The organism is Rhodococcus koreensis, assembly GCF_900105905.1.
Taxonomy (GTDB): Bacteria; Actinomycetota; Actinomycetes; order Mycobacteriales; family Mycobacteriaceae; genus Rhodococcus_F; species Rhodococcus_F koreensis.
Genome location: NZ_FNSV01000005.1, coordinates 8,231,808 through 8,245,302, shown reverse-complemented (window position 1 = coordinate 8,245,302; position 13,495 = coordinate 8,231,808). Strand labels below are relative to the sequence as shown.

18 protein-coding genes are annotated in these 13,495 nt (G+C 70.2%); 2 read left to right on the top strand and 16 right to left on the bottom strand.

The genetic code is table 11. The annotated features are described in order from the left end of the window. Window positions 1–8: 8 nt before the first annotated feature. The 3 genes from trpC to BLV94_RS42185 form a co-directional block, all read right to left on the bottom strand. Window positions 9–818 (bottom strand): indole-3-glycerol phosphate synthase TrpC, encoded by an 810-nt coding sequence (gene trpC, locus BLV94_RS42195; RefSeq protein ID WP_012687986.1) that lies wholly within the window; start codon window positions 816–818, stop codon window positions 9–11. Window positions 819–904: 86 nt separating this feature from the next. Next, window positions 905–1,609, bottom strand: coding sequence for a TIGR02234 family membrane protein (locus BLV94_RS42190; RefSeq protein ID WP_072945222.1), 705 nt, complete (start codon window positions 1,607–1,609; stop codon window positions 905–907). Next, window positions 1,606–3,192, bottom strand: coding sequence for an anthranilate synthase component I (locus tag BLV94_RS42185; protein WP_072945393.1), 1,587 nt, complete (start codon window positions 3,190–3,192; stop codon window positions 1,606–1,608). The genes BLV94_RS42190 and BLV94_RS42185 overlap by 4 nt, the downstream gene beginning before the upstream one ends. Window positions 3,193–3,251: 59 nt before the next feature. On the opposite strand from BLV94_RS42185, the gene BLV94_RS42180 reads away from it, so the two are divergent. After that, window positions 3,252–3,716 (top strand): peroxiredoxin, encoded by a 465-nt coding sequence (locus BLV94_RS42180; protein WP_072945224.1) that lies wholly within the window; start codon window positions 3,252–3,254, stop codon window positions 3,714–3,716. Here the strand turns inward: BLV94_RS42180 and BLV94_RS42175 are convergent. Further along, window positions 3,704–4,483 (bottom strand): dioxygenase family protein, encoded by a 780-nt coding sequence (locus BLV94_RS42175; RefSeq protein WP_072945226.1) that lies wholly within the window; start codon window positions 4,481–4,483, stop codon window positions 3,704–3,706. The genes BLV94_RS42180 and BLV94_RS42175 overlap by 13 nt on opposite strands. 202 nt (window positions 4,484–4,685) lie before the next feature. Here BLV94_RS42175 and BLV94_RS42170 point away from each other — a divergent pair, with 202 nt between their 5' ends. Beyond that, the gene (locus BLV94_RS42170; RefSeq protein WP_072945229.1) at window positions 4,686–5,195 is read left to right on the top strand and encodes a MarR family winged helix-turn-helix transcriptional regulator; all 510 of its coding nucleotides are present in this window, start codon (window positions 4,686–4,688) and stop codon (window positions 5,193–5,195) included. A 31-nt stretch (window positions 5,196–5,226) separates the two neighbouring features. Here BLV94_RS42170 and BLV94_RS42165 read toward each other — a convergent pair whose 3' ends face one another. Genes BLV94_RS42165 through hisD form a run of 12 tightly spaced genes read right to left on the bottom strand, consistent with a single transcriptional unit; the run spans window position 5,227 to window position 13,483 of the window. After that, complete coding sequence (locus BLV94_RS42165; RefSeq protein WP_072945232.1) at window positions 5,227–5,406, bottom strand: tautomerase family protein; 180 nt, start codon at window positions 5,404–5,406, stop codon at window positions 5,227–5,229. A 50-nt stretch (window positions 5,407–5,456) separates the two neighbouring features. Beyond that, the gene (gene hisI, locus BLV94_RS42160) at window positions 5,457–5,801 is read right to left on the bottom strand and encodes a phosphoribosyl-AMP cyclohydrolase (RefSeq protein WP_072945234.1); all 345 of its coding nucleotides are present in this window, start codon (window positions 5,799–5,801) and stop codon (window positions 5,457–5,459) included. Beyond that, window positions 5,798–6,571: an imidazole glycerol phosphate synthase subunit HisF gene (hisF, locus tag BLV94_RS42155; RefSeq protein WP_072945236.1), complete on the bottom strand. Its 774-nt coding sequence runs from the start codon at window positions 6,569–6,571 to the stop codon at window positions 5,798–5,800. The genes hisI and hisF overlap by 4 nt, the downstream gene beginning before the upstream one ends. Beyond that, the gene (locus tag BLV94_RS42150; RefSeq protein WP_072945238.1) at window positions 6,568–7,401 is read right to left on the bottom strand and encodes an inositol monophosphatase family protein; all 834 of its coding nucleotides are present in this window, start codon (window positions 7,399–7,401) and stop codon (window positions 6,568–6,570) included. The genes hisF and BLV94_RS42150 overlap by 4 nt, the downstream gene beginning before the upstream one ends. 9 nt (window positions 7,402–7,410) lie before the next feature. Continuing rightward, on the bottom strand, window positions 7,411–8,145 hold the full coding sequence (gene priA / locus BLV94_RS42145) for a bifunctional 1-(5-phosphoribosyl)-5-((5-phosphoribosylamino)methylideneamino)imidazole-4-carboxamide isomerase/phosphoribosylanthranilate isomerase PriA (RefSeq protein WP_005247511.1): 735 nt from the start codon (window positions 8,143–8,145) through the stop codon (window positions 7,411–7,413). Between the two features lie 19 nt (window positions 8,146–8,164). Then, complete coding sequence (locus BLV94_RS42140; RefSeq protein ID WP_072945241.1) at window positions 8,165–8,422, bottom strand: hypothetical protein; 258 nt, start codon at window positions 8,420–8,422, stop codon at window positions 8,165–8,167. Next, entirely contained in the window at window positions 8,419–9,054 is a 636-nt protein-coding gene (hisH, locus tag BLV94_RS42135) for an imidazole glycerol phosphate synthase subunit HisH (protein ID WP_072945244.1), read from the bottom strand. Before hisH ends, BLV94_RS42140 begins: the two co-directional genes overlap by 4 nt. A 9-nt stretch (window positions 9,055–9,063) precedes the next feature. Next, a complete protein-coding gene (locus BLV94_RS42130) occupies window positions 9,064–10,245 on the bottom strand; it encodes an MFS transporter (RefSeq protein WP_072945246.1) in 1,182 nt (393 codons plus the stop codon). Beyond that, complete coding sequence (locus BLV94_RS49755; RefSeq protein ID WP_167372216.1) at window positions 10,245–10,397, bottom strand: hypothetical protein; 153 nt, start codon at window positions 10,395–10,397, stop codon at window positions 10,245–10,247. The genes BLV94_RS42130 and BLV94_RS49755 overlap by 1 nt, the downstream gene beginning before the upstream one ends. 13 nt (window positions 10,398–10,410) lie before the next feature. Then, complete coding sequence (gene hisB, locus BLV94_RS42125; protein ID WP_005247522.1) at window positions 10,411–11,025, bottom strand: imidazoleglycerol-phosphate dehydratase HisB; 615 nt, start codon at window positions 11,023–11,025, stop codon at window positions 10,411–10,413. Beyond that, on the bottom strand, window positions 11,022–12,164 hold the full coding sequence (locus tag BLV94_RS42120; RefSeq protein WP_072945248.1) for a histidinol-phosphate transaminase: 1,143 nt from the start codon (window positions 12,162–12,164) through the stop codon (window positions 11,022–11,024). The genes hisB and BLV94_RS42120 overlap by 4 nt, the downstream gene beginning before the upstream one ends. Further along, window positions 12,161–13,483, bottom strand: a complete 1,323-nt coding sequence (hisD, locus tag BLV94_RS42115) for a histidinol dehydrogenase (RefSeq protein ID WP_072945250.1) — start codon at window positions 13,481–13,483, stop codon at window positions 12,161–12,163. The genes BLV94_RS42120 and hisD overlap by 4 nt, the downstream gene beginning before the upstream one ends. Between the last annotated feature and the right edge of the window lie 12 nt (window positions 13,484–13,495).

Below are 13,495 nucleotides of genomic sequence, written 5' to 3'. Positions count from 1 at the left end.
GGGCTACCTCAGCGCGACGGCTTGGGGCAGGACGGGTGCGCGCCGGCGTTGACCAGATCGGCCACCGCCTTGCGCGGATCACCGCTGGTGACGAGGCCTTCGCCGACCAGCACCGCGTCGGCTCCCGCACCGGCGTACGCCAGCAGGTCGGCCGTGCCGCGCACCCCGGACTCCGCGATCTTGATGATCTCGGTGGGCAGCCCGGGAGCGATCTCGCCGAACGTGTTCTTGTCGACCTCGAGCGTCTTGAGGTTGCGCGCGTTGACACCGATTACCTTGGCGCCCGCCTCGATCGCCCGGTTCGCTTCTTCCTCGGTGTGGACCTCGACGAGGGCCGTCATGCCCAGCGACTCCGTCCGGTCGATCAGCGACGCGAGCGCGTCCTGCTCGAGGGCGGCGACGATGAGCAGCACCATGTCGGCGCCGTGCGCGCGGGCCTCGTGGATCTGGTAGGGCCCGACGATGAAGTCCTTGCGGAGGATCGGGATGCTCACCGCGCGGCGGACGGCGTCGAGGTCCGCGAGGGACCCCTGGAACCGGCGCTCCTCGGTGAGCACGCTGATCACGCGGGCGCCACCGGCCTGGTAGGCGGCGGCCAGTTCGGCGGGATCGGCGATGTCGGCGAGCGCACCCTTCGAGGGGCTGGCGCGCTTGACCTCGGCGATGACTCCGATGCCCGGCTCGAGCAGGGCGGCCGCGGCATCGAGGGCCGGCGGTGCGGCGGCGGCGGCAGCCTTGACTGCGGCGAAGTCAAGGACGGCTTCGCGGGCGGCGACGTCGGCGCGCACCCCGTCGAGAATCGAGTCGAGAACGGTCATCGTGGCCCGAGTCCTTTCTGGGCAGAAACCCGATGTGAGGAACATCATCAGGGGTGAAGCCAGCCTAGATGGCACTCTGATTGTGTTTACGTCCGGGTACCCGGGTCTTCGTCCGAACCGTCAACTTGGTCGACAGGTTCGGCTTTCTTGTCTTCCACCGTGGGGTCCTCCCCCGCGTCCAGGGCGTCCCAGAGCATGCGCTGGGTGACGGGACCGTCGGCGGAATCGGCACCGGCCTTCTTCGCTGCGTCACGTCGCGCACCCGGGCTGTCGTACTTGGAGGACAACCCCGCCCGCACCCTCGGCCTGCGGACCAGTTCCACCGCGGCGGCGAGCGCCGCCAGGGCCCCCACCAGCACGAGAACGGCGGGTCCGGCGTGCACGGACACCGACTGGACCTCGGCCCGGCCCGGCAGCTCGGCCAGCCGCGCCGCCTCGTCGTCGGAGGCGCCGGACACGAGCAACCCCACCGCCGGGACGGCGGCCGCGACGGCCACCACCGCGACGAGCACACCCAGCACGCGCAGGGCCCAGCCCTTCACGGCGAACGACGCGGCGATCGCGGCGACCAGGGTCAGCGCCAGCGGCGTGAGCGCCGCCGCCCACGTGCCGCCCACGAGCACCGACGTGCGTTCCTCGCCGAGCCCGTCGGAGGAGGTGACCTCCACCCACGTCATCCGTGAGGCGCCCCACAGGCACACTGCGGCGACGGCGAGGAGCAGCACCGCGATCATCGATCGGCGGCGCCCCGCCCGCGCGGGGTCCCGGGCCGGCTCCGACGCGTCGCTCACTGCGTGTCGCCTCCCAGGGTCTTCAGCGTGTGCGCCGCCGCGATCGCGCTGAGCACAGCCATCGCCTTGTTCCGCGCCTCGGTGTCCTCGTATTCGGGGTTCGAGTCGGCGACGACGCCCGCGCCTGCCTGGACGTACCCGATGCCGTCCTTGATCAGGGCGGTGCGGATCGCGATGGCCGTGTCGGCGTCACCCGCGAAGTCGAGGTACCCGATGATGCCGCCGTAGATGCCGCGGCGGGTGGGTTCGAGTTCCTCGATCAGCTGCATCGCCCTGACCTTCGGCGCTCCCGACAGGGTGCCCGCCGGGAAGCAGGCGGTGACGGCGTCGAGGGCCTGCTTGCCGTCCGCGAGGTGACCGGTGACGGTGGAGACGAGATGCATCACGTGGCTGTACCGCTCGATGTGGCGGTAGTCGTGGACCTTCACCGTGCCCGGTTCGCAGACGCGCCCCAGGTCGTTGCGACCCAGGTCCACGAGCATCAGGTGCTCCGCGTTCTCCTTCTCGTCGGCGAGCAGGTCTTTCTCGAGCAGGATGTCCTCCTCCTCGGTGTGCCCGCGCCACCGGGTGCCCGCGATCGGGTGCGTGGTGGCCACGCCTTCCGACACGGTCACCAGCGCCTCCGGGCTCGAGCCGACGATCGAGAACGCGGTCTCGTCGTCGCCGTTCGGCACGTTGAGGAGGTACATGTACGGGCTGGGGTTGGACGCGCGCAGCATCCGGTAGACGTCGATCGGGTCGGCGGTGCAGTCGATCTCGAAGCGCTGCGACAGCACCACCTGGAAGGCCTCGCCGGCCTCGATGTCGCCGACGAGTTTCTGCACGTCGGCGCCGAACCCTTCGGTGGTGCGCTGACGGCGGTAGTCGGGGGCGGGTTTCGCGAACGTGGACACGGTCGACGACGCCGGGGCCGACAGGGCGTGTGTCATCCGGTCCAGCCGCTCCACCGCGGAGTCGTAGGCCTCGTCGACGCGTTCGTCCGTGCCGTCCCAGTTGACGGCGTTGGCGATCAGGGTGATGGCGCCCTCATGGTGGTCGACGGCCGCGAGATCCGTCGCCAGCAGCATCACCATCTCGGGAATCTGCAGGTCGTCGGTGGCGTGCTCGCCGATGCGCTCGATGCGCCGCACCGCGTCGTACCCGAGGAAGCCGACCATGCCGCCGGTCAGCGGCGGCAGATCGGGCAGCCGCTCGCTTCGGAGTAGTTCGAGGGTCTGGCCGAGGGCGGCGATCGGATCGCCGCCAGACGGCGCGCCCGCGGGAACGTTGCCGTACCAGGCTGCTTCACCGTCGACGACGGTCAGTGCGGCGGGACTGCCCGCGCCGATGAACGACCATCGCGACCACGATCGGCCGTTCTCCGCCGACTCGAGCAGGAAGGTGCCGGGCCGGTTCGCCGCCAGCTTGGTGTAGGCAGACAACGGTGTTTCCGCGTCTGCCAGCACCTTGCGCGTCACCGGGACGACCCGGTGTTCGGCGGCGAGAGCGTGGAACTGCTCACGTGTGGTGGTCGAGTCGGACCCGCCGTCGGCCGGGGTGGCGGCGGACTCGGGTGCGGGAATCGTGGTGGGCTCGCCGTGCATGCCGACCATCATCCCAGGCGCACTCGCACCGTCTGCGTGCGCGGGTAGCCTCGGCACCCATGAAGCCAGGTCAGCTCGCACCGGAATTCACCCTGCCCGATCAGGACGGCATCGAACGATCGCTGTCGAGCCTCCTCGAGGACGGCCCCCTCGTGCTGTTCTTCTACCCTGCGGCGTCGACGCCGGTCTGCACCGCCGAGGCCTGCCACTTCCGGGACCTCGGAACGGAGTTCTCCGCCGTGGGGGCGTCGCGCGCCGGGATCAGCACCGATGCGGTGGCGAAGCAGGCGTCGTTCGCGCAGGCGCAGTCCTTCGATTACCCGCTGCTGTCGGACGCCGACGGAGCCGTCGCGGAGCAGTTCGGCGTCCGCCGCGGACTGCTCGGCAAACTCGCCCCGGTCAAGCGGTCGACGTTTGTCATCGACACCGACCGCACCGTGCTCGAGGTCATCTCGAGCGAGTTCCGCGCGAACACGCACGGTGATCAGGCACTAGCCTTCCTCCGGACGCGTCAGGACACCTGAATCGACCGCTTGGCCAGTCCCATCCAGAAACCGTCGATCACCTGCCGGGGAATCTGCTCGGGGTCGCTCGACGCGCCGAGCGTGACGAAGAGCGGCGCGAAGTGCTCGATCGTCGGGTGTGCGTACGGCATGCCCGGCGCGAGCGAGCGGAAATCGATCAGCGAATCCACGTCGCCCGCGGCGAGACGCTCGTCCGCCCAGGCGTCGAACTCCGAGGACCAGCCCGGCGCCTTCGCGTCGGGTGACGGGTCGCGCAGGAACGGCAGTCCGTGGGTGGTGAATCCGGACCCGACGATCAGCACGCCCTGCTCGCGCAGGGGACGCAGCCGCTCACCGAGGTGCAGCAGCCGTTGCGGATCGAGGGTCGGTAGCGAGATCTGGAGGACCGGGATGTCGGCATCGGGGTACATGACCGTCAACGGCACGTAGGCGCCGTGGTCGAGGCCGCGATGCGGCTGGTGCGACACGGTCTCGTCGTCCGGCATCAGGGACACGACCTGCGCCGCGAGTTCGGGGGCGCCGGGCGACTCGTACGTTGTCCGGTAGAACCGTTCGGGGAAGCCCCCGAAGTCGTAGACGAGGGGGGTGCCGGTGGTGGTGGATCCGATCGTGAGCGGCGCCGATTCCCAATGTGCCGACACCATGAGAATGGCCTTGGGCCGTGGCAGGTCGCCCGCCCACTTCGCCAGCTGCGACACCCACAGGTCGCTGTCCACCAGCGGTGGCGCACCATGGCTGAGGAACAGTGCGGGCATGGTGGCGGTCATCGCGACTCCTTCGGATCGAGATCCCTCATCGAGGACGCCGGCCGGATCACCGCCGCCTCAATGTTGAACCTTCAAGTTACTATAGGAGTCAACCCGTGGGCGCGGCAACTATTCCCCGGGCACGAATCGGCCCCGCGGCGTGCTAACTATGGAGGACACGCTGCACACGCATGGAGCGACGTACGGACGGAGGACACCACCGATGAGTGGTAACGACGAGGGCACGTCGACAGAGCCCGGCACCCGATGGCTCGACGCAGAGCAGCAGGAGGCCTGGCTCACCCTCATCGCACTGGTCACCCGGCTCCCCGCCGCACTGGACACCCAGCTCCAACGCGACTCGGCACTCACCCACTTCGAGTACTTCGTCCTCGCCTCACTGTCCGGCGAATCGAACCGGCGCCTGCAGCTGTCCCTGCTCGCACAGCGCGCCAACGCGTCCCTGTCCCGGCTGTCCCACGTCGTCACCAAAATGGAGAAAGCCGGCTGGGTGCGCCGCGAAAGCATCCGCGGCAGCCGCGGCTCCGACGCCGTCCTCACCGACGAAGGCATGGCCAAGGTCGTCGAGGCCGCGCCGCCGCACGTCGAATCCGTCCGGTCACTGATCTTCGACGGCCTCTCCGCCGACCAGGTCCGTCAACTGTCCGAACTGTCCGGCGCCATGCTCACCCAACTCGACAAGAGCATCGCCTCGGGAACCGGCAAGGCCTGACCGCCGCTCACCCCAGCGGCGTCCCGACAGCTCACCCCAGCGGCGTCCCGCCGACACCCCAGCTGTCGCGCGGCACCTCGGTGATCGTCACCCACACCGTCGCCGCATTCTTACCCGTCGCGTCGGCGTACGCCTTCGTGACGGCCTCGATCGTGGCACGCTTCTGCTCCGCCGTGAGCCCCGGCGTCTGACTGATCTGAATAAGTGGCATGCCGACATCCTGCCCGAGGGCATACGAACATCCCGCCGAGGGCCGCTGCGCTAGTCGGCGGCGAGCAGGACGTCCGAGTCGAAGCAGGTGTGCGTGCCCGTGTGGCACGCCGCCCCCTCCTGGTCGACGACGAGCAGCACGGTGTCGCCGTCGCAGTCGAGCCGCACCTCGTGGACGTACTGCGTGTGACCGGACGTCTCGCCCTTCACCCAGTACTGCTGACGGGAGCGGGAATAGTACGTGCCCTTACGGGTCTCGAGGGTGCGTGCGAGGGCCTCGTCGTCCATCCACGCCACCATCAGGACGTCGCCCGTCGACCTTTCCTGCGCGACGGCATTGAACAGTCCCGCCTCGTTGCGCTTGAGCCGTGACGCGATGGCCGGGTCGAGACTCATCGGACGGTGATCCCTTCTGCACGCATGGACTTCTTGACGTCGCCGATCGTCATGTCGCCGAAGTGGAAGACACTGGCGGCGAGGACGGCGTCCGCGCCGGCTCCGACGGCGGGTGCGAAGTGCTCGACGGCGCCCGCTCCCCCGCTGGCGATCACCGGCACGTGCACGGCGGCGCGGACCGCGCGGATCATCGGCAGGTCGAAACCGGCCTTCGTGCCGTCCGCGTCCATCGAGTTGAGCAGGATCTCCCCTACGCCCAGTTCGGCGCCGCGGACCGCCCACTCGACCGCGTCGATGCCGGTGCTGCGCTTGCCGCCGTGGGTCGTGACCTCCCACCCCGACGGGGTGTCCGGTTGGCCCTGCGGCACGGTGCGCGCGTCCACCGACAGCACGATGCACTGGGAGCCGAACCGTTCGCTCAGTTCGCGGAGCAACTCGGGCCGCGCGATCGCGGCGGTGTTGACGCTCACCTTGTCGGCGCCGGCACGCAGCAACCGGTCGACGTCCTCGACGGTGCGGACACCGCCGCCGACCGTGAGCGGGATGAACACCTGTTCCGCCGTCCGGCTGACCACGTCGAGCATGGTGCCCCGGTCGGCGGTCGACGCGGTGACGTCGAGGAACGTGAGCTCATCGGCGCCCTGGGCGTCGTACGCGGCCGCCAGTTCGACGGGGTCGCCCGCGTCCCGCAGGTTCTCGAAGTTGACGCCCTTGACGACGCGTCCGGCATCGACGTCCAGACACGGGATCACTCGAACCGCCAGAGTCATTGCGTACGCCCTCCTGAAGGCTCGGAACGGGGATCACCCAGTGATCCGAGGATATCGAGAATTTCGCCGTGCACCCCGGGCGCTCCGGCGAGCACCGAATCGGACATCACCGTCCAGGGCTTGCCGCCCAGATCGGTCACCACACCGCCCGCGGCGCGCACCAGCGCCACACCGGCCGCGTTGTCCCACGCATTGTGGCCGAACACCACCGCACCGCCGAGTATTCCGGCCGCGGTGAACGCGAGGTCGACCCCGGTGGACCCGTGGATCCGGATCCGCGAGGACACCCGGCTGAGCTGCGCGAGGACCTGCAACCGGTACGCGCCGGGGATCCGCCCGCGACTGTCGATGTTCAGCGCCCCCAAGCCCACGATCGACGACGCCAGCGACGTGCGGCCGAGACTCGGCAGCGGCTGACCGCCCTCGAGCAACGGGCCGTCCGCGACGGCCGCGTAGCGCCGCCCGACGAGCGGCAGCCACGTGAGACCGAGAACGGGAACCCCGTCGTCGAGGAGCGCGAGCAGCGTGCCCGCGGTGGGCAGACCGGCCGAATAGTTGAAGGTGCCGTCGATGGGGTCGAGCACCCAGACGGGTCCACTGTCGAGGTCGGGTCCGCCGAACTCCTCGCCGTGGACGTCGATGCCGGTCCGGTCACGCAGCTCGCCGGTCAGCCGCTTCTCGAGTTCGAGGTCGACGGCGGTCGCGAAATCGTCGGGGCCCTTGTGGACGGCGCTGGGCGCACCCACCCCGGAGACGAACCGGTCGTGCACTCCGTCGAGCAGCTCACTGGCAACGGCGAGGAGTTCCCGGGGATCGCGGGACAGGGCCATGGCGCGAACTCAGCCCGAGACCGCGGCGAGCGCCTCGGGGAGGGTGAACCGCCCCGCGTACAGCGCCTTGCCGACGATGGATCCCTCGACGCCCTGGTCGACGAGTCCGGCGATCGCCCGGAGGTCGTCGATGGTGGACACACCACCCGAGGCGACGACGGGGGCGTCGGTGGCCGCGCAGACCTGCGCGAGGAGTTCGAGATTGGGGCCGGTGAGAGTGCCGTCCTTGCTCACGTCGGTGACGACGTAGCGGGAGCAGCCGTCCTTGTCGAGCCGGGCGAGGGTCTCCCACAGGTTCCCGCCCTCGGTGACCCACCCGCGGCCGCGAAGCTGGTACTCACCGTCGACGAGGCGCACGTCGAGACCGACGGCGATCTTCTCGCCGTACTTGGCGATGGCGCGGGCACACCACTCGGGGTTCTCGATGGCGGCGGTGCCGAGGTTGACGCGACCGCAGCCGGTGGCCAGTGCGGCCTCGAGCGACGCGTCGTCGCGGATTCCGCCGGACAGTTCCACCTGAACGTCGAGTTCCCCCACCACGTCGGCGAGGAGTTCACGGTTCGAGCCGCGACCGAAGGCGGCGTCGAGGTCGACGATGTGGACCCACTCGGCACCGTCGTTCTGCCATGCGAGGGCGGCATCACGAGGCGAGCCGTATCCGGTCTCGCTTCCTGCCTCCCCCTGGACGAGGCGAACAGCTTCACCGTTGACGACATCTACAGCAGGCAAAAGGACCAGGCTCACGTGCGACAACCCTAGTCGCTCAGCGGTCGGAACCCGGCTTCGGGTCCTCGGGGTCGCGGCCGTAGGCGTTGCGGGTCATGCGTTTCGACACGTAACCCATGGCGGCGATCGCACCGGCGACGCCGAGCAACCCGACGATCAGCCCGAGGACGGGGCCCGGTTTCAGCACCAGAATGATCACGGTCGCGAGGACCAGGACCGCGGTGGCGGCGCCCATCGCGTACACGGCGAGCCTGCCGATCGACAGGTCGCCGCGCCCGTCCCCGGGTTCGGTCACAGACTGCGAACCCAGTTGCGGAGCAGTTCAGCGCCCGCGTCGCCGGACTTCTCGGGGTGGAACTGGGTGGCGGACAGTGCGCCGTTCTCGACGGCGGCGAGGAACTTGCCGCCGTGATCGGCCCAGGTCAGGGCGGGCGGCGCCAGCCGCTCCGGCGTCGGCAGTTCCCAGGTCTGGGCAGCGTACGAGTGGACGAAGTAGAACCGGGTGTCGGGATCGATACCGGCGAACAGCGTGCTGTTGCCCGGTGCCTCGACGGTGTTCCACCCCATGTGCGGCAGCACGTCGGCCTGGAGCCGTTCGACGGTGCCGGGCCATTCGCCGCAGCCTTCCGCCTCGACGCCGAACTCGACGCCGCGTTCGAAGAGGATCTGCATGCCGACGCAGATCCCCAGGACCGGCCGTCCGCCGGCCAGACGCTGACCGATGATCCGCTCCCCCCGCACCGCGCGGAGCCCCTCCATACACGCCGCGAAGGCGCCGACGCCGGGAACGACGAGACCGTCGGCCGCGAGTGCGACCTTGTGATCGGACGTGACCTCGACGCGCGCGCCGGTCCGGGCCAGAGCGCGGGTGGCCGAATGCAAGTTGCCGGAGCCGTAGTCGAGGACGGCAATCGTGGAGACGGTCATGACACAACCTTATCCGGCGGCCGAACGACGCCGGAGGGCGCGGCCGACGACCGTTCCGGCGGCCGGGACCACCGCGACCGCCGTCGCCGCGACCCCGAACACCCAGGAATACCCGGCCACCGACGCGACGGCTCCGAGCGCGAGGGAACCGAACCCGGTGCCGGCGTCGAACCCGATGTTCCATCCGGCGCTCGCCGAGCCGAATCGGGCCGGTCCCGCGGCGGTGAAGATCATGACGAGCGACTCGTTCTGCACCGCACCGAACCCGAACCCGAATGCCAGCGCCGCGCACACGAGCAGCGGCACGGGCGCCGCTGCCGCCGCGGCGACGGCGAACAGGACCAGGCCGAGGCACACGAACGTCAGGGCGGGAATCAGGGCACGGCCCACCCCGAGCCGGTCGGAGAACGATCCCGCGGCGTACCGCCCGATCAGCGTCGCCCCGCTCGACACGGCGAGGATCACCCCCGCGAGCGACGCCCGCTCCGAGATCGCGATCGGCAGCAGGCTGGACAGACCGCCGAACGCGGCCGCCACGATCGCGATCGACAGCCACGGGGTCAACACGGCGGCGAGCGGGATGCGATCGTGCGACGCGCGATCCGCGGGGGCGTGGATCGCGGGGAGCCGCGTGACCGCGACGACCGCGAGCGCGGGAATGAGAGCGCCGATCACGAAGACGGGGGTCGCGGACCAGTGCGCCATGATCGCGAGCCCCGCCGGCAACCCGACCATCTGCGCGGCGGCCACCGCGATTCCCTGTGCACCCGTCGCGCGGCCGAGCATCTGCCGCGGAACGAGTTCCGCGACCAGCGCACTGCTCGCGACGGTGAGCATGCCGAAGCCCGATCCCCGGACGGCCGACACCGCCAGCACCGGGATCGCCTCGGTGGAGAGCAGGAGGAGAAGCGACGGCGGCCCCAGCAGCATGCAGCCCGCGGCGAGCATCCACCGGTGCCCCCATCTACGCAGGAGCCGGGGCACGCCGAGTTGGGTGGCGACGGTCGCGGCCATGAACACGGCCGTCACGCTGCCGGCGAGAGTGTCCGAGCCGCCGGACAGCGAGACGATCAGCGGAACCACCGGCAGCAGCACCGCCCAGCCGCCGAACGCCGCGGCGCCCATCACCATCGCGGTGGGCAGACCGCGGGTGCGGAGCAGGCCGCGGCGCTCCCCCACTGCGACCGGCACTACAGCAACCTGAGAACGCCCGCCACGGCTGCCAGCACCGCCAGTGCCAGCAGCACGCCCGAGGCCAGTTTGTTGAACTTCCACATGGAGTACGCGCCGCCCGCCGCGATACCCGCGGCGATGAACAGGACGTAGACGAGGACGACGCTCACGAATGCGTCCGGTTCACAGGCTGCCCTTGGTGGACGGCACGCCCGTGACGCGGGGATCGGGTTCGACGGCCTCACGCAGTGCACGGGCGACGGCCTTGAACTCGGCCTCGGTGATGTGGTGCTGATCGCGCCCGTAGAGCACGCGCACGTGCAGGGCGATGCGCGCGTTGAGTGCGATCGACTCGAACACGTGCCGGTTGATCACGGTCGCGTACGGCACCCCCGGGTACCCGCCGATGACGGCGTGCAGCAGGTGCTCGGGTTCGCCGGTGTGGACGCAGTACGGTCGCCCGGACACGTCGACCGACGCGTGGGCGAGCGTCTCGTCCATCGGGATGAACGCGTCACCGAACCGGCGGATGCCCTTCTTGTCGCCGAGGGCCTGCCCGAGCGCCTGTCCGAGCACGATCGACGTGTCCTCGACCGTGTGGTGCGCCTCGATCTCGATGTCGCCCTTCGCGTGGACGGTGAGGTCGAAACTCGCGTGGGAGCCGAGCGCGGTCAGCATGTGGTCGAAGAACGGAACCCCGGTGGAGACGTCGACGATGCCGGTGCCGTCGAGGTTCAGTTCGACGGTGATGCTCGATTCCTTGGTGGTGCGCTCCACGCGGGCGATGCGGTCGGTCATCCTCGGTCTCCTGAGCTGGTGAGTTCGGTGGAGGCGATCTCGTCGCTCGCCACGATGAAGGCGTCGTTCTCGGAGGCCAGCCCGACGGTGGCGCGCAGGTATCCGGGGATCCCGACGTCCCGGATCAGCACTCCGCGGTCGAGGTAGGCCTGCCAGGCTCGGGCACTGTCGGTGAACTCACCGAACAGGATGAAGTTCGCGTCGCTGGGGATGACGTGGAAACCCGTGTCCTCCAATGCCTTCGACACCCGCACCCGCTCCGCCGCGAGGGCGTGTACGCTGCCGAGCGTCTCGTTCGCGTGCCGCAACGCCGCGCGGGCAGCGGCCTGCGTGACCACCGACAGGTGGTACGGCAGCCGGACCAGGAGCAGCGCCTCGATGAATGCCGGTGCGGCCGCGAGGTATCCGAGCCTGCCGCCGGCGAACGCGAACGCCTTGCTCATCGTCCGCGACACCACCAGCTTCGACGGGTACTCGTCGATCAGCGTCAGGGCGCTCGGTGCGTCGGAGAATTCGGCGTACGCCTCGTCGACGATCACGATGCCGGGCGCGGCGTCGAGGACACGGCGCAGTTCCGCGATGCCGACGCTGTGCCCGGTCGGGTTGTTGGGGCTGGTGACGAACACGACGTCGGGCCTGCGTTCGGCGATCGCCGCGGTCGCGGCCTCCACGTCGAGCGCGAAGTCGGCGCGCCGGAAGATCGGCAGCCACTCGGTCTCGGTGCCGTCCGCGATGATCGGGTGCATCGAGTACGACGGCACGAATCCCATCGCGCTGCGACCGGGACCGCCGAACGCCTGCAGCAGCTGCTGCAGGATCTCGTTGGACCCGTTGGCCGCCCACACGTTGTCGACCGTGACCGGCACCCCGGTCTGGCGAACGAGGTACGCGGCGAGGTCGGTGCGCAGCGCCACCGCGTCGCGGTCCGGGTAGCGGTGCAGTTCGCGTGCGGCCTCCCGCACGGACTCCGCGACGTCGTCGACGAGCGCCTTCGTCGGCGGGTGCGGGTTCTCGTTGGTGTTCAGCTGAACGGGGACCGTCAGCTGCGGCGCCCCGTACGCCGACTTGCCGCGCAGATTCTCCCGGATCGGCAGGGCGTCGACCCCGATCGACGAACCGGGCACGTTCGCGGCGGTCACCGCAGCGCCTCGAACCGCAGCCGCACGGCCTCACCGTGCGCGGGCAGGTCCTCGGCGTTCGCGAGGGTGATGACGTGGCCGGAGACCTCCTTCAGCGCGGATTCGGAGTAGTCGACCACGTGGATGCCGCGCAGGAACGTCTGCACGCTCAGGCCCGAGGAGTGCCGGGCGCAGCCCGCGGTGGGCAGGACGTGGTTGGACCCGGCGCAGTAGTCGCCGAGGCTGACCGGCGCCCACGGCCCGACGAACACCGCGCCCGCACTGGTCACCTTCGCGGCGACGGCGGTGGCGTTCTCGGTCTGGATCTCGAGGTGCTCGGCGGCGTACGCGTTGACCACCCGCAGCCCGGCCTCGACGTCGGAGACCAGGACGGTGCCCGATTGGGTGCCGGACAGCGCGGCGGTGACGCGCTCCTTGTGCTTGGTGATCTCGAGCTGCGCGGCCAGGGCGGTGTCGACGGCGTCGGCGAGTTCGACGCTGGACGTGACGAGCACGCTGGCGGCCATCACGTCGTGCTCGGCCTGGCTGATCATGTCGGCGGCGACGTGCACCGGGTCGGCGGTGTGGTCGGCGAGGATCGCGATCTCGGTGGGGCCCGCCTCGGCGTCGATGCCGACCAGGCCGCGGCAGAGGCGCTTTGCGGCGGTCACGTAGATGTTGCCGGGGCCGGTGATGAGGTCGACGGGGGCGAGTTCGGCACCGTTCGTGTCGGTGCCGCCGTAGGTGAGCAGGGCGACGGCCTGACCGCCGCCGACGGCCCACACCTCGTCGACACCCAGCAGGGCGGCCGCGGCGAGGATGGTCGGGTGCGGCAGACCGCCGAACTCGGACTGCGGTGGCGACGCCACCACGAGCGAGCGGACGCCGGCGGCCTGCGCGGGCACCACGTTCATCACGACGCTGGACGGGTAGACGGCGTTGCCGCCGGGGACGTACAGCCCGACGCGGTCGACGGGCACCCACCGTTCGGTGACGGTGCCACCCGGGACGACCTCGGTGGTGGTGTCGGTGCGGCGCTGGTCGGCGTGGACCTTGCGGGTGCGTTCGATCGCGACCTCGAGGGCGGCGCGGACTGCGGGGTCGAGTTCGTGGAGGGCGCGGTCCAGCTCGGCCTGCGGCACCCGCACCTGCGCGGGGCGGACGCCGTCGAACTTCTCACTGAATTCGAGGGCGGCGTCGGCGCCGCGTTCACGGACCGCCTCGACGACGGGGCGAACCTGATGCAGGACCGCGTCCACATCCACTCCACCTCGAGGAAGTGCGGCGCGAAGTTCGGCCGTGGAAGGGGTACGACCACGAAGGTCGGTGCGGGCGAGCATGAGAGGTCCTCT